A 25,038-nucleotide genomic window follows, 5' to 3' on the forward strand; every position below is an offset into this window, starting at 1 on the left:
GCATGGACGCGATCAACCAGCCTTTGCTCGATGTCCGCGACCTCTCGGTCGCCTTCGGCCGCGCGGTTGCGGTCGACGGCATCTCGTTCTCGATCAAGCGCGGCGAGTGCGTCGCGCTGGTCGGCGAATCCGGTTCGGGAAAATCCGTCAGCGCGCTGTCGGTGCTGAAGCTGCTGCCCTATCCGACGGCATCGCATCCCACCGGCGCGATCCGCTTCCGCGGCCGCGACCTCCTGACCGCGTCCGATCGGGAGATGCGCGAGGTTCGCGGCAACGACATCTCGATCATCTTCCAGGAGCCGATGACCTCGCTCAATCCGCTCCAGACCATCGAGACCCAGATCGGCGAGATCCTGTCGCTGCACAGGGGCGTCAGTGGCGCGGCGGCGCGGGCGCGGACGCTGGAGCTATTGGGCCAGGTCGGCATCCCCGAGCCGGAGACCCGGCTGAAGAGCTATCCGCACCAATTGTCCGGCGGCCAGCGCCAACGCGTGATGATCGCGATGGCGCTCGCCAACGAGCCCGATCTGTTGATCGCGGACGAGCCGACCACCGCGCTCGACGTCACCGTGCAGGCGCAGATCCTGGCGCTGCTGGCCGAGATCAGGGCGCGGCTCGGCATGAGCCTCTTGTTCATCACCCACGATCTCGGCATCGTCCGCCGCATCGCCGACACGGTCTGCGTGATGAACAACGGCAAGATCGTCGAGCAGGGGCCGGTCGAGCAGGTCTTCACCGCGCCGAAGCACGCCTATACCCAGGCGCTGCTCGCGGCCGAGCCGAAGCCCGATCCGGCGCCGCCGCAGCCGGGCGCAGCGGTCGTGATGTCGGCGGACAATCTCAAGGTCTGGTTTCCGATCAAGCGCGGGCTGTTGCGCTCGACCGTCGGCCACATCAAGGCGGTCGATGGCGTCAGCCTCGCGGTGCGCAAGGGCGAGACGCTCGGCGTGGTCGGCGAATCCGGCTCCGGCAAGACCACGCTCGGGCTCGCGCTGCTCCGGCTGATTTCGTCCGATGGTCCGATCGTGTTCCTCGGCAGCGACATCCAGGGCCTGCGCTTCAAGCAGATGCGGCCGTTCCGCCGCGACATGCAGATCGTTTTCCAGGACCCGTTCGGCTCGCTCAGCCCGCGCATGTCGGTGGCCGACATCATTGCCGAGGGCCTCGAGGTGCACCAGAAGCAGCTGTCGCGCGAGGAGCGTGAAGCGCGGGTGATCAAGGCTTTGAAGGATGTCGGGCTCGATCCCGACTGGCGCTTCCGCTATCCGCACGAATTCTCCGGCGGCCAGCGCCAGCGCATCTCGATCGCGCGCGCGGTCGTGCTGGAGCCGAATTTCGTCGTGCTGGACGAGCCGACCAGCGCGCTCGACATGCTGCTGCAGGCCCAGATGGTCGACCTGCTGCGCGACCTGCAGCGCAAGCGCGACCTCACCTATATGTTCATCTCGCACGATCTGCGCGTGGTCGCCTCGCTGGCGAGCCATTTGATCGTGATGAAATCCGGCAAGGTGGAGGAGGAGGGACCGGCTTCCGAGCTGTTCAAGAATCCGAAGAGCGAGTACACCCGCGCGCTGTTCGCCGCCGCGTTCCGTATCGAAGCGGCCGGCGACGGGGCGGTGGCGACGTAATCTCGTAGGATGGGTAGAGCGAAGCGAAACCCATCATTTCTCCGCGCGGTAGCAGCTTGATGGGTTCCGCTGCGCTCTACCCATCCTACGCATCTCGCTTCTAGTCCCACGTCGTCCCCGCGCAACGGCTTCGCCGTTGTCGCTGGAGGTGCGAGCCTTGCGGCGCAATTGCGCCGCTGGGCGAGCCTCGAAGGATGCGTGGCCCGAGTGGGGCCGTCGATCTTTCGAGACGCGCGCGAGAGCGCGCTCCTCAGGATGACGGGGATGGATATTGCCTAAAGCCGCTTGATCGCGAGGACTTCGCTGCCGGCGGCTTTGATCCTGGCGATGGCGGCGTGCGTGTTCTCCAGCGCCGTTGCCATGTGATGCGCGTTGGCGTGCACGATCGTCGTCGCGTCGCGCACGATGGCGACATGGCCCTTCCAGAATATCAGGTCGCCGCGTTGCAGCTGCTTCGATTCGACAGCCGTCAATTCGCCGCCGAGCCCTTCCTGCTGCATGTCGCTGTCGCGTGGGCAACCGGTGCCGGCGGCGGTCAGCGCAATCTGCACCAGGCCGGAGCAATCGATGCCGAGGCTCGATTTGCCGCCCCACAGATACGGTGTGCCGACGAATTGCTCGGCGATCGCGACGAAATCACCTGCCATCGTGTCGAGCGGCGCGAGATGCTGGCGTGGCAGGTGCCAGCCTTCGCGGGTCAGCGCGAACGCACCGTCCTCGCGGATGATGGCGAGCTTCGTCCCCATCGCCAGCGCCTCGACCGGCGGCAGCTTGATCGACGGGCCCGGAAACGCCAGCGTGCGCAGCGCCGCGACCTTGTGCGTCGGGGCGGCGCCGGGCGTCGTCAGCGCGGCCTCGGGAATCCAGCCGACATAGCCGTCATCGGCAAGCTGGCCCCAGGCCCAGCCTTCGCCGTTGCGATCGTACACCGTGATCCGCTCGCCCCGGAGCGCCTGCGTCATCTGTTCGGCATCGCTCGCCGGCGCCTGGCGCAGCGGCGCAATGGCGTCGCCGACCTCGAGCGTCTCGCCTTCGACGAAACGCAAGGCCTTGACCTTGCCCTCGAGATATTTCGCCGCGAGGTCGTCGCGGGCCGGCGTCAGACGGGGGTCATGCATAGCGCTGGCTCAGCAATTTGTAGATCGCGCGCGCGGCCTGGCACTCGCCGCCTTCGGGACGGCCGGGCTTTGCCGACGGCGTCCAGCCGTAAATGTCGACGTGCAGCCAGCTCCTCGCATGCTCGACGAAGCGCTGCAGGAACAGCGCGCAGGTGATCGAGCCCGCGAAACCGCCCGACGGTGCGTTGGTGATGTCGGCCGTCTTGGAGTCGAGCCAGGCGTCGTAGGCCGGCCACAGCGGCATCCGCCACAACGGGTCGTTCTCGCTCTTCGCACAAGATGCGACGTCGCCGGCAAGCGCCTCGTCATTGGTGTAGAACGGCGGCAGATCCGGGCCCAGCGCCACCCGCGCGGCGCCGGTCAGCGTGCCCAGGTCGACCAGCAGATCGGGCGTCTCCTCGTCGGCGAGCGCCAGCGCGTCGGCGAGCACCAGCCGCCCTTCGGCGTCGGTGTTGCCGATCTCGACGGTGATGCCCTTGCGCGACTTGAAGATGTCGAGCGGGCGGAACGCGTTGCCGGCAACCGCGTTCTCGACCGCCGGGATCAGCACGCGCAGCCGCAGCTTCAGCTTGGCGTCCATCACCATCTGCGCCAGTGCCAGCACGTTGGCGGCGCCGCCCATGTCCTTCTTCATAATGAGCATGCCGCTCGAAGGCTTGAGATCGAGCCCGCCGGTATCGAAGCAGACGCCCTTGCCGACCAGCGTCACCTTCGGATGGGCGGGGTCGCCCCAGCTCAGCTCGATCAGCCGCGGCGCGCGAGTCGACGCCATGCCGACGGCGTGGATCAGCGGAAAGTTCTGCGCGAGCTCGTCACCGTCGACGCAATTGAAGGCCGCACCGAACCGCGTCGCGAGGTCACGCGCCACATCGGCGAGCTCGGCCGGCCCCATGTCGTTGGACGGCGTGTTGATGAGGTCGCGCGCCAGCGCCGCGGCATCCGCCATCCGGGTGATCTCGGCGGCGTCGACGCCGTCGGGCGGCACCAGGCGGACTTCGGGGACCTTGTTCGGGCGATAGCGGCCGAAGCGATAGCAGCCGAGCGCGAAGGCGAGTGCGGCAAGCCTGGTGTCGTGCGGTGCATTGGCGAACCGATAGACGCCCGGCGGCAGCAGGCCGGGCAGGGCGCCGGGCCGGAACGGATCGCGCGCCTTGTGGTCGGCGTCCTCGAGGCCGAACAGCACCTGCGCGATGCCACCGTCTGCCCCCGGCAGGACGAGCAATTTGCCGGGCTTGGCCGCAAAGTCATTGGCCGCCGCGAACTGGCGCGCCGGTGCCGGCAGCTCGCCCCGAATCGCATCCCATGTCGCCTTGGTGACGAAGGTGATCGGCGTGGCGGCGGTCGTGGCGGTCTCGAACACGGATGGCATGCGGCTCTCGGCTGTTCTGGCGTCGTTGGTGGGCTACTACACGCCTTTCGCCACGGATGGTAGCGCGCCAACGGTTCACGCGCCGTGCAGACGACAACCGGCGGGCCGGTTGTCACGCCGCCAGTTAACCAGACGTTAGGGTTAACAGTCTATTGCTGGCACGCTCGGCTGGAACCGTTCGTCCGATTTCGTGAGTCACCGTGCCATGCGTCAACAGTCCAATCTGACCCGGCATCTCGCTTCCGCAGCCCTCCTGGCGGTCCTGGCCGCAGGGCTTGGCGGTTGCCAGACCATGTCCGACGTGGCGGGATCGATCACGTCCCGGTCCGATCCCACGCCCGATGATCCGCGCCGCGCCGTCGAGGTCTATGGCGAGCGCTATCGCAAGAATCCCAAGGATGTCGCCGCCGCGGTCGGCTACGGCCAGGCCCTGCGCATGACCGGACAGCGCTCGCAGGCCTGCGCCGTGCTCGAGCAGGCCACGATCGCCAACCCCGGCAACAAGGCGCTGCTCGCCGCCTATGGCCGCGCGCTGGCCGACAACGGCAATTCGCAGGCTGCATTCGACGTGTTGAGCCGCGCGCATAGCCCGGACAATCCGGACTGGCGGATCCTGTCGGTGCAGGGCACCACGCTCGACAAGATGAACCGGCACGAGGAGGCGCGGCGCTATTACGCCAGTGCGCTCAGGCTGGCTCCGGACGAGCCGTCGGTGCTGTCCAATCTCGGCCTGTCCTACATGCTGACCAAGGATTTGCCGAAAGCGGAAGAGACGCTGCGCCAGGCCTATGCCAGCGCCCGCGCCGACACCCGGATCCGGCAGAACCTTGCGCTGGTCGTCGGCCTGCAGGGCCGCTTCGCGGAGGCCGAAACGATCGTCAAGGCCGACCTGCCGTCGGATGAGGCCGCGGCCAACGTCGCCTATCTCCGCGACATGCTGAACCGCAAGGACGGGCCGCGGACCGCGTCGCGTGCGGCGCCGGTCGTCGCCAAGGACGACTAAACCAAACGTGGCAGCTCCACCTCCCGTGAAAAGGGGAGGTCGCTTTGCCCGCGAAAGCAAAGCGGGTGGGGATCATCTCTCCACGCGCAGCGGCGTCTGCGGCCGACCCCCCATCCCGGCCTTCCCCCTTTCCGGGGGAAGGAGAAGGCAGGCCGTCATTTGGGCTATGCATACTCCAAACCTCCCCTTGAAAAGGGGAGGTCGCTTTGCTCGCGAGAGCAAAGCGGGTGGGGATCATCTCTCCATTGCGCAGCGGCGTCTGCGGCCGACCCCCATCCTGACCTTCCCCCTTTCAGGGGGAAGGAAAAGCAGTAACGCAGTCCGCTGCTGCGCAACTCAATGCATCGTGGCGATCTTGATGTAGGACGGGCCGAGGATCACGATGAACAGGCAGGGCAGGAAGAACAGGATCATCGGCACCGTCAGCTTGGGCGGCAGTGATGCGGCCTTCTTCTCGGCCTCGTTCATCCGCATGTCGCGGTTTTCCTGCGCCATCACGCGGAGGCTCTGGCCGAGCGGCGTGCCGTAGCGCTCGGATTGCTGCAAGGCCATGCACACCGACTTCACGCCTTCGAGGCCGGTGCGGCGCGCCAGGTTCTCATAGGCCGTCTTGCGGTCCTGCAAATAGGACAGCTCCGCGGTCGTCAGCGCAAACTCCTCCGACAGCGCGACCGATTGCCCGGCGATCTCGTTGGCCACTTTCCGGAATGCGACCTCGACCGACATGCCCGACTCGATGCAGATCAGCAGCAGGTCGAGCGAATCCGGGAACGCGCGCTTGATCTGGAGCTGGCGCTTGGAGATCGCGTTCTTCAGGAACAGCATCGGCGCCTGCAGGCCGGCATAGGCCGCGCCGACGCAAATGCCGATCTTGAGCGTGAGCGACCAGTTCGCGCCGGCAATGAAGAACGTATAGATGATCGCGCCGATCAGCATCAGGATCGGCGTGACCGCCCGCGCTGCCAGAAAATAGACATACGGAGCGTGGCCGCGATAGCCCGCCATCACGAGCTTCTCGATCGCCGCTTCCTGGGCCAGCCATTTGGTGAGATTCAGGTCATCCACCATCTTGGAGACAGCCTGCTTCGGCGTCTGGCGCAGCGTCACCTTTTCCGACTTGGAGAGACGGTCGCGCTCGCGCTGCCGCAGGCGCTCGCGCTCGCTGGCGACCGCCTTCATGCGCTTGTTGAGATCGCCGCCGGCGAGCAGCGGCATCACCAGCGTGTAGACCGTCGCGCTTGCCGCGAAGAAGGCAAGCAGCATGGTCATGAACCTGACGTCGTGGAGCTTGGCGACCAGAATATCAATCATGCTGCACCGTCAGAAATCGAAGTTGATCATCTTCTTCATCACCAGCACGCCCATCGACATCCAGATCGCGCAGGCGACCAGCATGAGCTGGCCCATCGAATTGGTCCACAGCAGGGCGATGTAGTCCGGCGTCGTCAGGAACACGAGGATCATCACGATTGGCGGCAGTGAGCCGATGATAGCGGCGGAGGCCTTCGCTTCCATCGACATCGCCTGGATCTTCTCGGCCATCTTCTTGCGGTCGCGCAGCACCCTCGACAGGTTGCCGAGCGCTTCCGACAAATTGCCGCCGGACTTCTGCTGGATCGCGATCACGATGCCGAAGAAGTTGGCCTCCGGCAGCGGCATCCGCTCGTAGAGCCGGGCACAGGCTTCGCCGAGCGGCATGCCGATCGCCTGGGTCTCGATGATGGCGAGAAACTCGCTGCGCAGCGGTTCCGGCGCGTCGTTGACGACCGCCTTGAGCGATTCGAACAGCGGCAGGCCGGCCTTGATGCCGCGCACGATGACGTCGACGGCGTCAGGCAGCGCCTTCAGGAACGCCTTCTCCCGCCGCTTCTTCAGGAAGCCGAGCACCCAGCGCGGCAGGCCGAGACCCATGGCAAAGCCGATGCCGGCCGCGCCGAGCAGGCCTCCGCCAACCATGAAGGCCACGCCGAACCCGAACAGGCCAAGGGCGCCCGAGATCATCCAGAATTTCTGCTCCGACCAGTCCAGTCCGGCCTGCGAGATGCGCACGCCGAGCGGGACCTTCTTGTCCTTCTGACGCCGCGCCTCGAGCTCCTTCAACGATCCCTCGACCTGCTCGCGGCGGGAGCGTTGCGTGCGGTCGGCATTTCGTGTCGTCGTGGGTTCGCTGCGCGCCACCGACGCGCGGCGCGACTCGGCCTTCTTTTCCCCCGAAAGGTAGGGATACAGGAAGACCCAGGCGATGCCGCCGACCGTCGTGGCGGCGAGGAAGGCGAGAGCCAGAGTTTGCGTCTGCATCCTGCGTTCCCCTAGACCGGCGCCGGCGCGTCGGAGGCGTCGAGCGCCGCCGCAAGCCGCTTCTCTTCATTGTAGTAGCGCGCACGTTCCCAGAAGCGCGGCCGGCCGATGCCGGTCGAGCGGTGCTTGCCGATGATCTTGCCGTTGGCGTCTTCCCCGACCACGTCGTAGAGGAAGACATCCTGGGTGATGATGGTGTCGCCTTCCATGCCCATCACCTCTGTGATGTGCGTGATGCGGCGCGAACCGTCGCGCAGGCGCGCCGCCTGCACGATGATGTCGACCGAGGCGCAGATCATCTCGCGAATGGTGCGAGACGGAAGCGAGAAGCCGCCCATGGTGATCATGGATTCGCAGCGCGACAGTGCTTCGCGCGGATTGTTGGCGTGCAGCGTGCCCATCGAGCCGTCGTGGCCGGTGTTCATGGCCTGCAACAGGTCGAACGCCTCGGGGCCGCGGACTTCGCCGACGATGATGCGTTCCGGGCGCATACGCAGGCAGTTGCGGACCAGTTCGCGCATCGTCACCTGGCCCTCGCCCTCGATGTTCGGCGGCCGGGTCTCCAGCCGCACCACATGCGGCTGCTGCAGCTGAAGCTCGGCGGCGTCCTCGCAGGTGATGATGCGCTCGTCGTGCTCGATATAGTTGGTCAGGCAGTTCAGCAGCGTGGTCTTGCCCGAGCCGGTGCCGCCGGAGATGATCACGTTGCAGCGGACGCGGCCGATGATCTGCAGGATGGTTGCCCCTTCCGGGGTGATCGCGCCGAACTTGACGAGCTGCTCCAGCGTCAGCTTGTCCTTCTTGAATTTGCGGATGGTGAGCGCGGGCCCGTCGATCGCCAGCGGCGGCACGATGGCGTTGACGCGGGAACCGTCGGCGAGGCGGGCGTCGCAGATCGGCGAGGATTCGTCGACGCGCCGGCCGACCTGGCTGACGATGCGCTGGCAGATGTTGAGAAGCTGCTGGTTGTCGCGAAAGCGGATGCCGGTGCGCTGGATCTTGCCGGCGACTTCGATGAATACGGTGCCTGCGCCGTTGACCATGATGTCGGCGATGTCGTCGCGCGACAGCAGCGGCTCCAGCGGACCGTAGCCGAGCACGTCGTTGCAGATGTCGTCGAGCAGCTCCTCCTGCTCGGCGATCGACATCACGATGTTCTTGATCGCGATGATCTCGTTGACGATGTCGCGGATTTCCTCGCGCGCCGATTCGCTGTCCAGCTTGGCGAGCTGGGCAAGGTCGATCGCCTCGATCAGGGCGCCGAAGATCGTCGCCTTGACCTGGTAGTAGTTGTCCGAGCGGCGGGCTTCGACGGCGGGAGCAGGCGGTGGCTTGCTAGGTGCCAGCGGCGGCGACGAGATCGCCGGTGCGGCGGACTCGCGCGACATCGCCGGCGCGCCGGCAGGCTCCGGCGCCTGAAACGCGGGCTTGGGTGCCCGCACGTCCCCATCGTTTCCGCTACGCTTACCAAACACGACGTCTTAACTCCACGCGGACCACTATTTGGACCGCAGCTTTTCGAGCAGGGGCGACAGGAAGGACCCCCTCGGCTTCTTGGTCTCGCCGCGGCCTGTCAGCCGCTGCGCCATCTGCAGAAACATCTCGACCGCGCGGTGATTGGCAGAAATCTCGGCGATCATCTGGCCGTTGTTGGCGGCCGAACCGAAGATCTGCGGATCGAACGGGATGGCGGCGATCGGCTGGCTTTCGATCGCCTTGGCAAACTCACCGGCTGCGATCTCGGGACGCTTCGGCACGCCGACCTGGTTCAGGCAGTACAGCGGTGCGCGGTCGTTGGGCCGCGACGCCTTCAGCAGGTCGAACATGTTCTTGGCATTACGCAGATTGGCGAGGTCGGGTGCCGCCACAATCAGGATGTCGTCGGCCGCGATCAACGCGCGCTTGGTCCAGCCGGACCATTGATGCGGCACGTCGAGCACGATGCAGGGCATCGTGGTCCGCAGCGTATCGAAGATCGCGTCGAACGCCTCGGCGCCGAAATCGTAGACCTTGTCGAGCGTCGCCGGCGCCGCCAGCAGGCTCAGATGGTCGGTGCATTTCGACAGCAGGCGGTCGACGAAGGCGGTATCGACGCGGTCGGGCGAGAACACGGCGTCGGCGATGCCTTGCGCGGGATCCTGGTTGTAGTTGAGGCCGGCGGTGCCGAAGGCAAGGTCGAGGTCGGCGACCACGGAATCAAGCGCCAGATCGCGGGCAATCGCCCAGGCGACATTGTGGGCGATGGTCGAGGCGCCGACGCCGCCCTTGGCACCGACGACGGCGACGATGCGGCCGACCGCCTTGGCTTCCGGCGCCGAGAACAGGTTGCAGACCGCGCGCACCACGTCGATCGCATGGGCCGGCGCAATCACGTAATCGCTGACGCCGCGGCGCACCAGCTCGCGATACAGCGTCACGTCGTTGACGCGGCCGATCACGACCACGCGGGTGCCGGCGTCGCACACTGTTGCGAGCTGATCGAGGCCGGCCAGGATGTCACCGCGCCCCTCGGTCTCGAGGATGATGACGTTGGGCGTCGGCGCCGAGCGATAGGCCTCGATGGCGGCCGCCATGCCGCCCATCTGGATCTTGAGGTGAGCCTTGGCCAGCCGGCGATCCTCGCCCGCCGACTGCACGGCGGCAGCGGTCTCGACCGTTTCGCAGAACGCCTGGACCGAAACCCGTGGCGCCGGAGCAATATGGTCGTCCGCGGCCTGCGGCGGGGCGTCCGTCTGCTCTTCGGAGTTTTGCTGCGCGTAGGTGATCATTTTCCTGTGTCGCTTAGCTTGGCCCTGTCGGACTCGGGATAAGTCGTGGCGGTGGTGGTGCCCTTGCGATACTTGTCGAAGGCGATGTTACGACGTGACGTATAGGCAGGGGTTTCCGCGCGCGGCTGCACGAGGTCGGTCGGGTCTTCGACCATGGCTGCGAGGTTGCGCTGATTGGCGCAGCCGAAATTGTAGTACTGCTTGTTCTCGATGTAGGACCCGTTGTGGATCGACGGGCCGAGATCTTCCGGCCAGAGGCCACACGGCCCGGCGACCGCTTTCATCTTTGGATAGTTCACGCGGATCGCGGGCATCTGACGCGGATCCTCGGGACGGTATTTGCGAACGAGGATCCCGCGCGGCGGCACGCCGGCGGCGGTGAACGTGGCCTGGATCTCGCGCAGCGATTCCTGGGCGGTCCGTGCGTTCGGCGTGTCGGCGGGAACGTCGATGGTGACGGCGCCGGTTCCCTCGCGCATCCAGTCCTGCGCCATCCCCATCACCTCGGCGCGCTGCTCCGCAGTCAGGCCGCCGCGGCTGCGGCCGACGAAGACCACGATCGAGCGATCAGCCTCGGTGACCGCGATCGGGTGACGCTGGCGATAGTCGGCCGGCGCGTTCACCATCGCGAAACTGTTGTCGGCGGCGTGCTGGCAGGCGCCCAGCGTCATCGCGAGGCTGACGAGCGCCCCGGCGAGAGCGATGCCGCGCTGGTAACCGGCGGATGTCCTGGATGTGGTCTGTGTCATCGTCCGCCTCAGTCCGTAATGAAGCCGTAAGTGCCGCGGTAATTCCGCGCCGGCTCGGTGCGGCCGGGCACGCCGTAGACGCGATTGATGCTGCCCAGCAGGTCGGCCTGCGGATCGGACGCGTTGGCGAAGCCGTCATCCGGACGCGACAGGTCCTTCTGCGCCACCGCGCGAACGACATAGGGCGTCACCAGCACCATCATTTCGGTCTGGTTGTTGACGAAGTCCCGGCTGCGGAACAGCGTTCCGAGCACCGGCAGCGACGCCAGCCCGGGCAGGCCATTGATCGCCTGCTTGGTCTGGTCCTGGATCAGGCCGGCCATCGCCATCGAGCCGCCCGAGGGAATTTCCAGCGTGGTCTCGGCGCGCCGGGTCTTGATCGAGGGGATCGTCGTTCCGCCGGCGCCGCCGGTCAGCGAGTTCTCGGTCGAGACTTCCGACACTTCCGTCATCACGCGCAGGCTGATCCGTCCCTCGGTCAGCACCACGGGCGTGAAGTTGAGCGAAATGCCGAATTTCTTGAAGCTGACGGTCTGAACGCAATTTCCGATCGCGCCTCCCGTCGTCGTCTGACAGGTCACGCCGGTCGGAATTGGAAATTCGCCGCCCGAGATGAAGGTCGCCGATTCGCCGGAGATCGCAGTCAGGTTCGGCTCGGCGAGCGTCCGCACCACGCCTGCGCTTTCCATGGCGCGTAGCGTCGCCGACACCGACGGAGCCGCGCCGAACGATGTGGTGAGGGCGTTACCGGGCACCAGCGCCGCGTTGTTCGCGGTGAACGGGTTGTTGTTGGTGAATTTCACCACGGTGGTGCCGTAATTGAGGTTCGCGGTGAGGTCGATACCGAGCTGCTTGATCAGGCTGCGCGAGACTTCGGCGACCGTCACCTTCAGCATCACCTGGTCGCGGCCGCGAACCGTGATGGAGTTCACGACCTTGTCGGCGCTGCCGACCAGCCGCGTGGCGATCTCGCCGGCCTGCTGCGCTTCGATCGGGCTCGCCGCGCTTCCGGTCAGCATGACGCCCTCGCCGACACCCTCGATCTGGATATCGGCATTCGGCAGTGCTGCGCGCAGAGCCGCGCGCACGCCGTTGAGGTCGCGCTTAACCGCGATGTCATAGGCCGCGATCTGCTGACCGGCGGCGTCGAAGAACACGATGTTGGTCTGGCCGACCGTCGCGCCGATGATGTAAGCGCGTTGCGCCGAGCGGACCACGGCATTGGCGATCTTGGGATCGGCGACCAGCACGTCCTTGATGTCCCTCGGCAGATCGATCACCACCGATTTGCCGACGCCGAGTGCGAGGAAGCGGGCGTTCATCTGGCCGTCGGCCGCGGCGGGAGCGGCGCGGTAGTCGCCCGCCACCACCGGCGTCAGTGCCGGGTTGAGCGTGAGCGCCGCGACGGCCGAGAACGACAATGCGCGGACCATGAAGGCCCGCATCGTCCGTTGAGTTGCCCCGCCCTTCATCACCTGTGTCCTCATGGTCACTTCTGCATCGTTGCCTGGTTGGCAACGCCAAAGCGGATGATGTTGATGGTCTCACCGCGTCTTTGGTGGTTGTCGTCGGTCCTGACGTCGGTCCCGTTGTTGTCGGCGATGCTGCGCAGCGCCAGCGACAGGACGCCGCTCTGGCGCGCGCGCGCCAGCGTCTCGGTCTGGTCAGGCTTCAGCTCCAGCGTCACCGTCTTGCCGATCAGTGCGTTGGTGCCGTCCTTCTCCTTCGGCGCCTGGTCGATCGCAAGGACGCGGATATTGGTCAGGATGACCTCGGAATTGACGATGTCGGCGCCGCTGCGGTCGGGATTCTTGTCCCGCTTCGACAGCAGGACGTCGACCCGGTCGTTCGGCAGGATGAAGCCGCCGGCACCGGTCTCGGGAGAGATTTCAGTCGATACCGCCCGCATGCCGGTCGGCAGGATCGCGGCCATGAAGCCGCTTCCGTCGGCCTTGACGAGCTTCTGCTCGCGGATCGGCTCGCCCTGGATGAACGGGGCGCGCGCGATCGAGCCGGTGACGTCCTTGATGGCGTCGGCGTGGCTGTCCTTGCGCATGAAGCTGGCGCTGGCGGTCGCCGCCGGCCAGGTCTGCCACTGCAGATCTTCGGCCTTCACTGCCTGGCCGAGGCTGATGTCGGCGCGCGCGACCAGGATGTCGACGGTCGGCAGCTGGGCAACTGGCGGAGGGGCCGCCGGCTTGTCGTCGCTTCCGCTCGCCAAATAAAGCGCCGCAAGGCCGGCGCAGCCTGCAATTGCCAGGACCAGAATGCGGGCCTTATCCATTACGCTTCACTTTCCACATGACGCCGCGACGCTGCCGCCGCCGTGATGGGAGTTGACCAGCTATTCGTCAAAGCATGGTTAATGAGGCGTATCTAAATCGCCTTAACGGGCGGTTACCGCTGCTTTCTCAGCGCATCGCGAAGTGCGCGAGATCGATCGTCTTGATCCAGTCCGTCTCGGGATAGATCAGCAGGGCGCCGAGGGCGAGTGCGATGCCGTAGGGAATTCCGGTCTGCTTGTCGTGCAGGCGGCTGAGCCAGGCCTGCGACGCGAGCGGGTAGGGCAGGGGCCATTGCCGCAGCTGCAGCAAGAGCACGGTCAGCGCACCGCCGAACAAAGACGCAAAGACCAGATAGGGCAGCAGATGCTCGAACCCGAACCACAGGCCGGCCGCGGCCGCGACCTTGGCGTCTCCGCCGCCGACCCAGCCCATCGCGAACATGCCGAACGCCACCACGAGAACCAGCGCGCCTGCGCCGGCATGGGTGAGGATATCGTGGACGCCCATCCCGGTCAGCGGCGCCAGGACAAAGAAGCCCGCCACCAGTGCCAGCGAAATCCGGTTCGGGATCGTCATGGTCAAGAGATCGCTCGCCGCCGCAAAGGCCATCAGGGCCGGAAACAGCATCAAGCGTGCGATGTCGAGGATCATGAATTCATGCCGTCAAGCTGGAGCTGCGGTCGAGACCGACGCTAGCGGCCAATGGTGAACAATCGGAAAAGGATTGCCGGCACCATCAACGGAGGCTGCCGATCGGCCCCCGACAAATAGCAAAGGTCCCGGGATTGCCGGGACCTTTGATGCGAATTCGTCGAAGCCGGCTTACTTCAGCGAGCCCGAGATCGAGTTGAAGGTACCCGAGAGCTTCGTGCCGACGCCGTTGACTGCAGCGATGATCGCGATGGCGATACCGGTGGCGATCAGGCCGTACTCGATGGCGGTCGCGCCCGATTCGTCCTTCACGAAGCGCGAAACGAGGTTCTTCATAAAATCACTCCTGTGTACACGTGGCTGGTCGAACTAGATTTGGTCTCGCCGGCGTTCTCAGCACCGTGACCATTGCGGCACCCTAGTGTTGGACGATTTCGGCGCAGTTAATTTGATCGCATAAACTCTGCGGGAACCCGCTGTTGTTGCGCACAGTAAATTTGGCATTAAGCGGTCCGCTAGAATTGCAGACTGTTGCTGCGATCGGGCGCCCGGGGCCTATTCACGGCTCCTTAAGCGCACATCTATACCCATGGGGCTTCCGTAGTATGAGGCTGCCATGTCCACCCTTCCGATCGAAGTCATCGAGATGCTCGGCCAGACTATGATGAGGGTGGTGCCGATCACGATCGTCCTCGCGCTGTTCTTCACGGTGCTGACCCACTTCTGGGCCTGCAATCCCGGCAAGCCGTGGTGGCAGAAGCGCGAGCTGGTCACGGACATCTGCTACTGGTTCTTCGTGCCGGTATTCGCCCGCGTGCTGCGCATCGGGCTGCTGGTGGTGGGCGCGGCCGCGGTGTTCGACGTGCACGGTGCCGACGAGCTGATCTCGTTCTACGAGAACGGACACGGCCCGCTGGCGCAGCTGCCGCTCTGGCTGCAATCGATCATCTTCCTGGTCGCCTCCGACTTCATGCTGTACTGGCTGCACCGGATGTTTCACGGCGGCGGCTTCTGGAAGTACCACGCCATTCATCATTCCTCCGAGGATCTCGAATGGATCTCGGCGGCGCGCTTCCATCCCGTCAATCTGCTGATCGGCACGATCTCGGTCGACGTGATCCTGCTGATGGCCGGCATCTCGCCGAACATCATGCTGTGGGTCGGTCCTTTCACCACATTCCACTCCGCCTTCGTGCACGCCAACCTGAACTGGACGCTCGGTCCGTTCAAATATGTGATCGCCACGCCGGTGTTTCATCGCTGGCATCACACCGCGCTGGAGGAGGGTGGCGACACCAATTTCGCCGGTACGTTTCCGCTCTGGGACATTCTGTTCGGGACATTCCGCATGCCCGAAGGCAAGCTTCCGGATGATTACGGCGTCGACGCCGAGCAGGGCGTGCCGGCCGAAATCGGCGGACAGCTGGCCTATCCGTTCCGTCATTGACCGGACCGCGCGCGCATGAGTGCTGAGACCGCAACCGTCCCACAGGCGCGGGCCTCGGTGTTCGCCGAAGTCCCGGCCTGGTTCTGGATGGCGTGCGGCGTCTATGCGCTGCTGCTGGTCGTCGGCGACAGGCTGCTCGCCGATTCCGACACCTACTGGCAGATTGCCGTCGGCCGGTGGATCCTCGACCACCGCGCATTGCCGTCGGTCGATATCTATTCCTTCACCAAGGCGGGTGAGCCGTGGGTGTCGTCGTCCTGGCTGGCGCAGGTCCTGTTCGCGAAGGCCTACGACCTTGCCGGGTGGACCGGGCCCGCGGCGCTGGCCGCGGCCTGCGGCGCCGCCACCTTCGCGCTGCTCACCGCCATCCTCAGCCGCGCGCTGCCGGCGATCTACGCCAGCCTGATCGCGCTGGCGGCGCTGGTGCTGACATGCGGGCATCTGCTGGCCCGTCCGCATGTGCTTGCACTGCCGATCATGATGGTCTGGGCGAACGGCCTGATGGTCGCCAGCGAACGCCGCGAGGCTCCTTCGTTCTGGCTGCTGCCGCTGATCGCGCTCTGGGCCAACCTGCATGGCGGCTTTCTGTTCGGCCTGGTGCTGGCCGGCGCCTTCGCGCTCGATGCGCTGTGGAACGCCGCGCCGGCGCAAAGATTGCCGCTGGCGCTGCGCTGGGCCGCATTCGGCCTCGGCGCGCTGGCCGCGTGCTGCGTAACGCCCTATGGGTGGGGAACGATCCTCGCCTCGCTGAGGATTCTCAGCCTCGGTGAACTGCTGCATCTCATCGCGGAATGGATGCCGGCGAGTTTCAGCCATGTCGATGCGTTCGAGCTGACCATTCTCGGCCTGATCGGCGGGGCGCTCTATTGCGGGGTGAAGCTGCCGCTGCCGCGAATCGCCCTGGCGCTCGGCCTGCTGCACATGGCGCTATCCCATGTCAGGAATCTCGAGCTCTTCGCCCTGCTGTTACCGCTGGCCGTGCTGACGCCGGTGGCAACCCAGTTCGCCCTGCGTGCCGCAGGCGTGGTCCGGCTGAAGGCCACGCCGGCCGCGATGCTGATCGCCGCGCTCTGCGTCGCGACCTGGTTCATTGCGGCGCGCCGGGACATGTCGCCGCCGGCGATCCATTCGCCCGCTGCCGCCGTCGACGCGCTGAAGGCGCACAACGTGCAGCGCGTGCTCAATGATCTGCAGTTCGGCGGCTATCTGATCTGGCGTCAGGTGCCGGTGTTCGTCGACGGCCGTGCCGAGCTTTACGGCGAGAGCTTCGAGATGGCCTATTACCATGCGCTCCAGCTCAAGGACGTCGACGGCTTCCTCGATCTGCTCAAGACCTACAGGATCGATGCGGTGATGCTCGATCCGGCAACGCCCGCCTCCAAATTTCTCGATCACATCGATGGATGGCAGCGCCTCTACGCTGACGATCGCGTGGTGGTGCATGTGCGTGGCGCCGGCTAGGCGGCGGTCCCCGCGGGGGCGCTTTTCCGCGGGATCACCGGGCCGTTGGCCGATCCGTTCCGGAAGTCGTGACATCCGCGCAATTCGGCGGTCGATTTTTGCTCTTCTTAAATGAATTGCCGTCAGATTTGCCTGCGTCGGGCGCCGGTCCGCTGCGTATCGCTTTTGCCGGCTTGTTAACGTCCCGGGGTAAGGTATGTCGTTTCAGTCCCAGCGTATTCGCGCCGTCGCGCGCATTGGATTCATCTCGCTGGCCGCAGCCGTTCTGCTGTGGCCCGCATTCGCAACGGCTGCGCCGGATCCGGACCGGATTGCGGTCAATGTCGATCAGGCCAAGCTCGTCAAGCTGCCCGGCGGCATCTCCACCATCGTGGTCGGCAACCCGCTGATCGCCGACGTCACCCTGCAGAACGGCGGCGTTGTCGTCGTGACCGGCAAGGGCTACGGCGCGACCAACTTCATCGCACTCGACCGCACCGGCCAGGTGCTGGTGGATCGTCAGATCCAGGTCGAAGGCCCGACCGACCAGTTGGTCACTGTTTATCGCGGCGTCGATCGCGAGACCTACAGCTGCATGCCGGTCTGCCAGCGCCGCATCACCCTCGGTGACGGCGAGACCTACTTCAAGTCGACCATGGACCAGGCCGGCTCGCTCAACAGCCAGGCCTCCGGCTCGGGCGCGGCCGCGAAGCCGCAGAACTAGCGCGTGTCCGCGCCGGCGTTTCACACGCCGGGGCAGCCGCCGGCCGAGGCGGTTCATCCGACATGGTTAAGAAAAGCCTAACGGATCGGGTCGCTCTGTCTCGATCCGGCGAAATACTTCGACAATGAGTCTTGGGTAGTTGTTGTCGCCATGTTGATCCGGGGTCGTTGATGCCGCTGCCCGCTCATTCTTTTGCGCGCCTCCTCCATCGCTTTCGCAGAAACCGCCGTGGCGCGACCGCGGTCGAATTCGCGATGGTCGCGCCGCTGTTTTTCGGACTGCTGTTTGCGATCATCGAAGTGGCGATGATCTTCTTCGCGAGCCAGGTGCTGGAGACGGTGACGCAGGATTCCGCGCGCATGATCATGACCGGTCAGGCGCAGGGCGCAAGCTATACCCAGCAGCAGTTCAAGAACTTCGTCTGCGGCCAGGTCAGCGCGCTGTTCGATTGCGCCAACGGCATATCGGTCGACGTGCGCAGCTATCCCGCTGCGACGGGCTTTAGCAGCGTCAACATCGCGCCTCCAATCGATTCCAACAACGCATTCATCCCGACCATGAAATGGTGTCCCGGCAAGGACGGCGACGTCGTGGTGGTCCGGCTGTTCTATCAGTGGCCGCTGTTCGTCACCAAGCTTGGCTTCAATGTCGCCAACCTCGCCAACGGCAAGCGGTTGCTGACCGCGACCGCGACATTCAAGAACGAGCCATCCGGGACCGCCGGGGCGACATGCTCATGAGCAACGTCATGAAAACCCGGGCCGCGGCCTTGCTGCGCTCCGTCGCGGCCCTCTGCAATGACCGCCGGGGCCTTGCCGCGGTCGAGTTCGCTTTCGTCCTGCCGCTGATGCTGGTGCTGTTCTTCGGCACCGTCGAGTTTTCATCCGGTGTCGCGGTCGACCGCAAGGTCACCTTGATGGCGCGCGCCGCGTCGGACCTGACCTCGCAGTCGACGCAGGTGGTGGATGCCGACCTGCAGAACTTCTTCAGCGCCAGCGTCGGCATCATGACGCCGTACGATCCGACGCCGACCAAGGTCACATTGTCGGAAATCTACGTCGATGCCTCGAAGGTCGCGCGGATCCAGTGGAGCAAGGCGGGGGTGATGGCCACGGGGGCCACGCAGGCCACATTGACGGCCTCGAGCCGCAGTCAGGGCGATGTCGTGACCAGCGTCGTTCCGGCGGCGCTGCTGGTTGCGGGCACCTATCTGATCTTCAGCGAAGTCAGCTACAAATACGTTCCGACGGTCGGCTATGTGATGGCCAAGAGCGGCATCAATCTCACCGATGTCGCCTTCACCAGGCCGCGGCAGTCGGTTTGCGTGTTCTACGCCCCGACCTCCGCCACGATGCCGACGACCTGCTCGACCTATTAGAGCGTTTTCGAGCGAAGTGGATACCGGTTCGCGTGAAGAAAACGCGTCAAAACAAGAATCTAGAGCCCCGTTCCGATTCAATCGGAACGGGATAGGCTCTAGAGCTTTTCGAACGACGCTGACGCCGGTTGGCAATCCAGACAAAAAGGGCCGCATCCGAAGATGCGGCCCTTGATGCTTTAGCGACAATTTCCTGGAGCTTCGCGCTCCCGGGAAATCGGCTTATCCGGCGGCGCGCAGATTGTCGGCCGAGGATTTGCCGGAACGGCGGTCAGCCACGATCTCGTAGGAGATCTTCTGGCCTTCACGCAGAGTGCCAAGGCCGGCGCGCTCGACTGCACTGATGTGCACGAACACGTCGTTCCCGCCTTCATCTGGCTGGATGAAGCCGTAGCCCTTGGTCGCGTTAAACCACTTCACGGTTCCCATGCTCACGTGGGTAGTCCCTTCTCAGATATACAAGTTCAAGACCCGCTGATCGGCGGGGTGGTGAGATCGAATTTTTGGAAGGGTCGTCAGCGTCTGAACCGGCTGTACCGGTATTGGCTAATGTCGTCCGGCCGAAAATCGATGGGTAGGATATTATTCGATAGAAGGCTTCAAAACAATCCTGAAAACAATCCTGACGTGCGCGATTTTTTGGCCGGCGCAGCCGCCGGCCAATTGTTCGCAGGACATCAGGACGTCATGCCCGCAGCGGTTGCAATACCCCGCTTATCGGCGGCGGAACTGGCCGCCGCGCTGGGCTCCGCCCCGCGGCGGGCCGCCCGGCGCGCCGCTCGGACGCTCGTCCTTGTGCCGGAAGATCAGGCGCCCCTTTTCGAGATCGTAGGGCGACATTTCGATCGTAACACGGTCGCCGGCCAGCGTCTTGATGCGGTTTTTCTTCATCTTGCCGGCGGTGTAGGCGACGATCTCGTGACCGGCATCGAGTTGCACCCGGTAACGAGCGTCGGGGAGGATTTCGGTCACCAGTCCTTCGAACTGGATCAGCTCTTCCTTAGCCATATGTTTCTCCAGATCGAGCGACGGCTAGTGCTTCGGTCGGTTGTTGCGGTTGTGTTGCGGATTCGGCCGGCTCTCGCGATGCAAGAAGGCGACGCCCTGGATGCCTTCGCTATTGCCGGCCTGCGACGGACGCGGCGACTCGCCCCGGCTCGTCTGCGGCGCGCCATTATTACCACCTCGACGGCGGCGGCGGCGAGGGCCTTTTGCACCCGGAGCGGCCTCATTCCCACGGACATTATGTGCGCGAGGCGCAGAACGGCCGCCCCGGTGCGGGTGGGTGGCCTGGGCCGACGCGGCGGCTTCGCGGCCGCCAGAGGAGCTGCCTTGCGTGCGGCGGTCTTCCCGCGGCACGGTAATCCGGATCAGCCGCTCGATGTCGCGCAAATAGCCCATCTCCTCGGCGCCGGCGATCAGCGAGATCGCGACGCCGTCGGCGCCGGCGCGCGCTGTGCGGCCGATGCGGTGCACGTAGGTCTCCGGGATGTTGGGCAGGTCGAAATTCACGACGTGGCTGACGCCGTCGACGTCGATGCCGCGGGCGGCGATATCGGTCGCCACCAGCGTACGGATCTCGCCGGAACGGAACGCCGCCAGCGTGCGCTCGCGGTGGTTCTGCGACTTGTTGCCGTGGATCGCATTGGCCTCGATGCCGGCCTTGGCAAGGCTTTTCACCACCTTGTCGGCGCCGTGCTTGGTGCGGGTGAAGACCAGGGCACGGTTGACCGGTTCCTGCTTCAGCAACTGGGCGAGAACCGTCGGCTTGGCCGCGAAATCGACCTGGATCGCGCGCTGGGCGATGCGATCCACCGTCGAGGCCACCGGCGTCACCGCCACGCGGGCCGGGTCGCGCAGCATCGCCTCGGCGAGCTCGGCGATGTCCTTGGGCATAGTGGCCGAGAAGAACAGCGTCTGGCGCCGGATCGGCAGCTTGGCGACGATTTTCCGGATGTCGTTGATGAAGCCCATGTCGAGCATGCGGTCGGCTTCATCGAGCACCAGGAACTCGACCTGGTTGAGCTTCAGTCCGTTGCTCTGCACGAGGTCGAGCAGGCGGCCGGGGGTGGCGACCAGCACCTCGACCCCCTGCATCAGGGAGCGGACCTGGCGGCCCATCGGCACGCCGCCGATGGCGAGCGTCGAGGACAGCCGGATGTGGCGGCCATAGGTGTTGAAACTGTCGAGGATCTGCCCGGACAGTTCGCGGGTCGGCGAGAGCACCAGCACGCGGCAGCTCTTGGGCTGCGGGCGGACGCGGTTTTCAAGCAGCCGGTGCAGGATCGGCAGCGCGAAGGAGGCGGTCTTGCCGGTACCGGTCTGGGCGATGCCGACGACGTCGCGGCCGGCAAGGGCTAGCGGGATGGTCTGGGCTTGGATGGGGGTCGGCGTGAGATAATTTTCTTCTCGGAGCGCGCGGGCGATGGGATCGGCGAGGCCGAAATCCTGAAAGGAGGTCAAAAGGTGGTTCTTTCCATAAAAGCCGTCGTCGTCCCGGCCCATATCGGCCGGAAGCGCAGGAAGGCATTCGGGGACACCCGCGTGTCTGGGGCGTCAAGCTGGGTTAGCTGAAAGGCGAGCCAGAAGCCGCTTGGGGCAGCTTGAACACGCAGCTCGCGAAGGCACCGCGATGTCGCGGGCATGGCGAGGATATGGACCAGGAACTGGGCGGTTTCAAGATGAGATCGTCGTCTTTGGTGCCCGGAGTTCGCTGAACCATCGCGCAAACTGTCACAAATCGGTGCCGGAAATTTAGCCAAGACTGCGATTTTGCCTACAAAATAGTCTGATTGCTCTTTCGGCAGTCAAGTTGACGGCTCAATGATTGAGCAAACGGCTTCCGTATTTGCCCGGAACCGATGAAATTATCCAGCCGGTTCATCGGCTTACGGGGGCTGCGCACCGTGGCACAGTTCTTGCGATTCCCTTAACCGCAGGCGGCCAAGCGGCCGTTCGCAGCGTTCCACGCCTGCGTCAGGGAGACGACATTTCATGCTTACTCACCTTTCTCACAAAATAACGACGATGACCCGCCGCCGCGCGCTCGCGGCGACGGCCGGCCTGGTTTTGGGCCTGGCTGCGTCCTCGTCCCTCGCGCCCGCGCAAGCGGCCGACGACACCATCAAGGTTGGCATCCTTCACTCGCTGTCAGGCACCATGGCCATCAGCGAAACCACGCTGAAGGACACGATCCTTTTCCTGATCGACGAGCAGAACAAGAAGGGCGGCGTGCTCGGCAAGAAGCTCGAGCCCGTCGTGGTCGACCCCGCCTCGAACTGGCCGCTGTTCGCCGAAAAGGCCCGCGAGCTGATCACCAAGGACAAGGTCGCGGTCGTGTTCGGCTGCTGGACCTCGGTGTCGCGCAAATCCGTGCTCCCGGTGTTCAAGGAGCTGAACAACATTCTGTTCTATCCGGTGCAGTATGAGGGCGAGGAGTCCGAGCGCAACGTGTTCTACACCGGCGCGGCGCCGAACCAGCAGGCGATCCCCGCCGTCGACTATCTGATGAAGGAAGAGAAGGTGAAGCGCTGGGTGCTGGCCGGCACCGACTACGTCTATCCCCGCACCACCAACAAGATCCTGGAAGCCTATCTGAAGTCGAAGGGCGTCGCCCAGGACGACATCATGATCAACTACACGCCGTTCGGTCACTCCGACTGGCAGACGATCGTGGCCGACATCAAGAAGTTCGGCTCGGCCGGCAAGAAGACCGCGGTGGTCTCCACCATCAACGGCGACGCCAACGTTCCGTTCTACAAGGAGCTCGGCAACCAGGGCATCAAGGCGACCGATATCCCGGTGGTCGCGTTCTCGGTCGGCGAGGAAGAGCTCGCCGGCATCGACACCAAGCCGCTGCTCGGCCATCTCGCCGCCTGGAACTACTTCGAGTCGATCAAGACCCCGGCGAACGAGAAGTTCATCAAGGAGTGGCAGGCCTACACCAAGAATCCGAAGCGCGTGACCAACGATCCGATGGAAGCGCACTACATCGGCTTCAACATGTGGGTGAAGGCGGTCGAGAAGGTGAAGTCGACCGATCCGGACAAGGTGATCGATGCGCTTCCCGGCATCGAGGCGCCGAACCTGACCGGCGGCGTGTCGCAGATGCTGCCGAACCACCACATCACCAAGCCGGTGTTCATCGGCGAGATCAAGGGCAACGGCCAGTTCGACGTGGTCTGGAAGACCCCGGGCCTGGTGGCCGGCGACGCCTGGTCGAAGGAGCTCGAGGGCTCCAGGGACCTGATCGGCGATTGGGTCGGCAAGAAGTGCGGCAACTACAACACCAAGACCAACAAGTGCGGCGGCCAGGGCTCCTGACAACAAGGCTCCTGACAACAGGGCTCCTGAGCTCCTGACCTGATCGACGACACAACACAACCATCCAAGAACCTGGAGAAGGCGGTACAGCTCGCCGCCTTCTCCTCACACTCCTGCCGGGGTACTGACGTGTTCGCCAATTGTATTGATCGTTTTCGTGCGCTGTTTCTCTCGATCGTGCTGCTGAGCTGCCTTGCTGTGCCGGCGCTGGCCGGTCCGTTCGAGGATTCGGTCGCCAAATTCGCCAATGACGAGTTCTCCGACACCGAGGCTGCGATCGGTGAGGTCGCCGCGTCGGGCAATGCGCTGGCCTCGCCCATCATCGGCGCGCTGCAGGACGGCCGGCTCTCGGCCGATCCCGACAGCAAGAAGGTCTTCATCACGCGGACCGACGGCAAGATCGTCGACGCCGCCACGGGTGCTGCCGTCGACAAGCTGCCCGACAACGCCGCTGCCGTCCGCCTCAACAACCGCCTGCGCCGCACCGTGGAGGCCGCGCTCGGCGGCCTGACGCTGCTGTCGCCGGATCCGGCCAAACGCCTCGCCGCCGCGCAGTCGGTGTTCAAGAGCCACGAGGAGAATTTGCTGCCGACGGTGGAGACTGCGCTCGCCAAGGAGAGCGTCAAGTCGGTCAAGCAGGCCTTCGCCGAGGCGCGCGCCGCCATCATCCTGTTCAAGTCGGACGCATCCGACAGCGACAAGCTCGACGCCGTCGCCGTGGTCAAGGCGCGCGGCGATCAGGAGGCGCTGGCGCTGCTCACAGGGCTCGGCACCGACCAGCCGCCGCTGGTCGCCAACGCGGCCGCGAGCGCGGTGTCCTCGATCCAGAGCAATCTGGCGATGTGGTCGATGGTGCAGAATGCGTGGTACGGCCTGTCACTCGGCTCGGTGCTGCTGCTCGCCGCGATCGGGCTTGCCATCACCTTCGGCGTGATGGGCGTCATCAACATGGCGCATGGCGAGATGGTGATGCTCGGGGCCTACACCACCTTCGTGGTGCAGGAGGTGATCCGCAGCCGCTATCCTGCGCTGTTCGACTACTCGCTGCTGATTGCGGTGCCGCTCGCCTTCCTGGTCGCCGGCTTGATCGGTGTCGTGATCGAGCGCACCATCATCCGCTTCCTCTACGGCCGCCCGCTGGAGACGCTGCTTGCGACCTGGGGGCTGTCGCTGGTGTTGCAGCAGGCGGTACGCACCGCGTTCGGTCCGACCAACCGCGAGGTCGGCAACCCCTCCTGGATGAGCGGTGCCTTCGAGCTCGGCCAGATCACCATCACTTATAACCGGCTGTGGATCCTCTGCTTCACGCTCGCGGTGTTTGCCATCCTGCTGGCGATGCTGCGCTACACCGCGCTCGGACTCGAGATGCGCGCGGTGACGCAGAACCGCCGCATGGCGGCCTCGATGGGAATCGCCACCTCGCGCGTCGACGCGCTGACCTTCGGCCTCGGCTCGGGGATCGCCGGCATTGCCGGCGTGGCGCTGTCGCAGATCGACAATGTCAGCCCGAATCTCGGCCAGAGCTACATCATCGACAGCTTCATGGTCGTGGTGTTCGGCGGCGTCGGCAATCTCTGGGGCACGCTGGTCGGCGCCTTCACGCTCGGCATCGCCAACAAGTTCCTCGAGCCGATGGCCGGCGCGGTGCTCGGCAAGATCGCGATCCTGGTGCTGATCATCCTGTTCATCCAGAAGCGGCCGCGCGGCCTGTTCGCGCTCAAGGGGCGGGCGGTGGAAGCATGACCTGCTCTGAGCAACCAATGGCTGCCCCGAAGCGCGCTGCAACTCCCTCTCCCGCTTGCGGGGGAGGGTTGGGGTCTGTCTCTTATACACATCTGACGCTGCCGACGACCATGG

The 25,038-nt window shown here is 65.0% G+C and carries 23 protein-coding genes; 9 read left to right on the top strand and 14 right to left on the bottom strand.

All coding sequences use genetic code 11. The features are described 5' to 3' along the window. Positions 1–2 precede the first annotated feature (2 nt). Positions 3–1,628, top strand: a complete 1,626-nt coding sequence (locus PMN64_RS20825) for an ABC transporter ATP-binding protein (RefSeq protein ID WP_411781968.1) — start codon at positions 3–5, stop codon at positions 1,626–1,628. 275 nt (positions 1,629–1,903) lie between these two features. On the opposite strand, the gene PMN64_RS20830 is transcribed toward PMN64_RS20825, so the two are convergent. Both PMN64_RS20830 and PMN64_RS20835 read right to left on the bottom strand, forming a co-directional pair. Next, complete coding sequence (locus tag PMN64_RS20830; RefSeq protein ID WP_411781969.1) at positions 1,904–2,746, bottom strand: C40 family peptidase; 843 nt, start codon at positions 2,744–2,746, stop codon at positions 1,904–1,906. Then, a complete protein-coding gene (locus PMN64_RS20835) occupies positions 2,739–4,115 on the bottom strand; it encodes a leucyl aminopeptidase family protein (RefSeq protein ID WP_411781970.1) in 1,377 nt (458 codons plus the stop codon). Before PMN64_RS20835 ends, PMN64_RS20830 begins: the two co-directional genes overlap by 8 nt. A gap of 205 nt (positions 4,116–4,320) precedes the next feature. Between PMN64_RS20835 and PMN64_RS20840 the strand changes: the two genes are divergently transcribed. Beyond that, positions 4,321–5,118 (top strand): tetratricopeptide repeat protein, encoded by a 798-nt coding sequence (locus PMN64_RS20840; RefSeq protein WP_411781971.1) that lies wholly within the window; start codon positions 4,321–4,323, stop codon positions 5,116–5,118. A 336-nt stretch (positions 5,119–5,454) separates the two neighbouring features. Here the strand turns inward: PMN64_RS20840 and PMN64_RS20845 are convergent, their stop codons facing one another. From PMN64_RS20845 to PMN64_RS20885, 9 genes are all read right to left on the bottom strand, one after another. Further along, a complete protein-coding gene (locus PMN64_RS20845; RefSeq protein ID WP_028342291.1) occupies positions 5,455–6,429 on the bottom strand; it encodes a type II secretion system F family protein in 975 nt (324 codons plus the stop codon). Positions 6,430–6,438: 9 nt separating this feature from the next. Beyond that, a complete protein-coding gene (locus PMN64_RS20850; RefSeq protein ID WP_028342290.1) occupies positions 6,439–7,416 on the bottom strand; it encodes a type II secretion system F family protein in 978 nt (325 codons plus the stop codon). Positions 7,417–7,427: 11 nt separating this feature from the next. Then, positions 7,428–8,891, bottom strand: a complete 1,464-nt coding sequence (locus PMN64_RS20855) for a CpaF family protein (protein ID WP_028342289.1) — start codon at positions 8,889–8,891, stop codon at positions 7,428–7,430. 24 nt (positions 8,892–8,915) lie between these two features. Beyond that, complete coding sequence (locus PMN64_RS20860; RefSeq protein WP_028342288.1) at positions 8,916–10,184, bottom strand: CpaE family protein; 1,269 nt, start codon at positions 10,182–10,184, stop codon at positions 8,916–8,918. Beyond that, entirely contained in the window at positions 10,181–10,933 is a 753-nt protein-coding gene (locus PMN64_RS20865; RefSeq protein WP_411781972.1) for a CpaD family pilus assembly protein, read from the bottom strand. The genes PMN64_RS20860 and PMN64_RS20865 overlap by 4 nt, the downstream gene beginning before the upstream one ends. Before the next feature lie 8 nt (positions 10,934–10,941). After that, on the bottom strand, positions 10,942–12,420 hold the full coding sequence (locus tag PMN64_RS20870; protein ID WP_085970777.1) for a type II and III secretion system protein family protein: 1,479 nt from the start codon (positions 12,418–12,420) through the stop codon (positions 10,942–10,944). Between the two features lie 2 nt (positions 12,421–12,422). After that, positions 12,423–13,217, bottom strand: coding sequence for a Flp pilus assembly protein CpaB (gene cpaB, locus PMN64_RS20875; RefSeq protein ID WP_411781973.1), 795 nt, complete (start codon positions 13,215–13,217; stop codon positions 12,423–12,425). Between the two features lie 127 nt (positions 13,218–13,344). Next, positions 13,345–13,869, bottom strand: coding sequence for a prepilin peptidase (locus PMN64_RS20880; protein WP_028342284.1), 525 nt, complete (start codon positions 13,867–13,869; stop codon positions 13,345–13,347). A 171-nt stretch (positions 13,870–14,040) separates the two neighbouring features. After that, positions 14,041–14,205, bottom strand: a complete 165-nt coding sequence (locus PMN64_RS20885; protein WP_016842642.1) for a Flp family type IVb pilin — start codon at positions 14,203–14,205, stop codon at positions 14,041–14,043. A gap of 280 nt (positions 14,206–14,485) precedes the next feature. Between PMN64_RS20885 and PMN64_RS20890 the strand changes: the two genes are divergently transcribed. From PMN64_RS20890 to PMN64_RS20910, 5 genes are all read left to right on the top strand, one after another. Then, on the top strand, positions 14,486–15,316 hold the full coding sequence (locus PMN64_RS20890; protein ID WP_411781974.1) for a sterol desaturase family protein: 831 nt from the start codon (positions 14,486–14,488) through the stop codon (positions 15,314–15,316). A gap of 15 nt (positions 15,317–15,331) precedes the next feature. Then, entirely contained in the window at positions 15,332–16,777 is a 1,446-nt protein-coding gene (locus PMN64_RS20895; RefSeq protein ID WP_411781975.1) for a hypothetical protein, read from the top strand. A gap of 196 nt (positions 16,778–16,973) precedes the next feature. After that, positions 16,974–17,480 carry a pilus assembly protein N-terminal domain-containing protein gene (locus PMN64_RS20900; RefSeq protein ID WP_038387572.1) on the top strand — a complete coding sequence of 169 codons (507 nt, stop codon included), beginning with the start codon at positions 16,974–16,976 and terminating at the stop codon, positions 17,478–17,480. Positions 17,481–17,650: 170 nt separating this feature from the next. After that, positions 17,651–18,220 carry a TadE/TadG family type IV pilus assembly protein gene (locus tag PMN64_RS20905; protein WP_016842646.1) on the top strand — a complete coding sequence of 190 codons (570 nt, stop codon included), beginning with the start codon at positions 17,651–17,653 and terminating at the stop codon, positions 18,218–18,220. Between the two features lie 8 nt (positions 18,221–18,228). Next, positions 18,229–18,858: a TadE/TadG family type IV pilus assembly protein gene (locus PMN64_RS20910; RefSeq protein WP_244980827.1), complete on the top strand. Its 630-nt coding sequence runs from the start codon at positions 18,229–18,231 to the stop codon at positions 18,856–18,858. Between the two features lie 222 nt (positions 18,859–19,080). Here the strand turns inward: PMN64_RS20910 and PMN64_RS20915 are convergent, their stop codons facing one another. The 3 genes from PMN64_RS20915 to PMN64_RS20925 all read right to left on the bottom strand — a co-directional run bounded on the left by PMN64_RS20915 (position 19,081) and on the right by PMN64_RS20925 (position 21,321). Continuing rightward, positions 19,081–19,293, bottom strand: a complete 213-nt coding sequence (locus PMN64_RS20915) for a cold-shock protein (protein WP_016842648.1) — start codon at positions 19,291–19,293, stop codon at positions 19,081–19,083. A gap of 279 nt (positions 19,294–19,572) precedes the next feature. Further along, on the bottom strand, positions 19,573–19,866 hold the full coding sequence (infA, locus tag PMN64_RS20920; RefSeq protein ID WP_016842649.1) for a translation initiation factor IF-1: 294 nt from the start codon (positions 19,864–19,866) through the stop codon (positions 19,573–19,575). A gap of 24 nt (positions 19,867–19,890) precedes the next feature. After that, positions 19,891–21,321, bottom strand: coding sequence for a DEAD/DEAH box helicase (locus tag PMN64_RS20925; protein ID WP_411781976.1), 1,431 nt, complete (start codon positions 21,319–21,321; stop codon positions 19,891–19,893). Between the two features lie 564 nt (positions 21,322–21,885). Here PMN64_RS20925 and urtA point away from each other — a divergent pair. Together urtA and urtB are read left to right on the top strand one after the other, a co-directional pair. Next, positions 21,886–23,181, top strand: coding sequence for an urea ABC transporter substrate-binding protein (urtA, locus tag PMN64_RS20930; protein WP_411781977.1), 1,296 nt, complete (start codon positions 21,886–21,888; stop codon positions 23,179–23,181). Between the two features lie 144 nt (positions 23,182–23,325). Then, on the top strand, positions 23,326–24,924 hold the full coding sequence (urtB, locus tag PMN64_RS20935) for an urea ABC transporter permease subunit UrtB (protein WP_411781978.1): 1,599 nt from the start codon (positions 23,326–23,328) through the stop codon (positions 24,922–24,924). Positions 24,925–25,038 lie beyond the last annotated feature (114 nt).

Origin of the sequence: Bradyrhizobium sp. UFLA01-814 (genome assembly GCF_046718885.1) — a bacterium.
GTDB classification, from domain to species: domain Bacteria; phylum Pseudomonadota; class Alphaproteobacteria; order Rhizobiales; family Xanthobacteraceae; genus Bradyrhizobium; species Bradyrhizobium elkanii.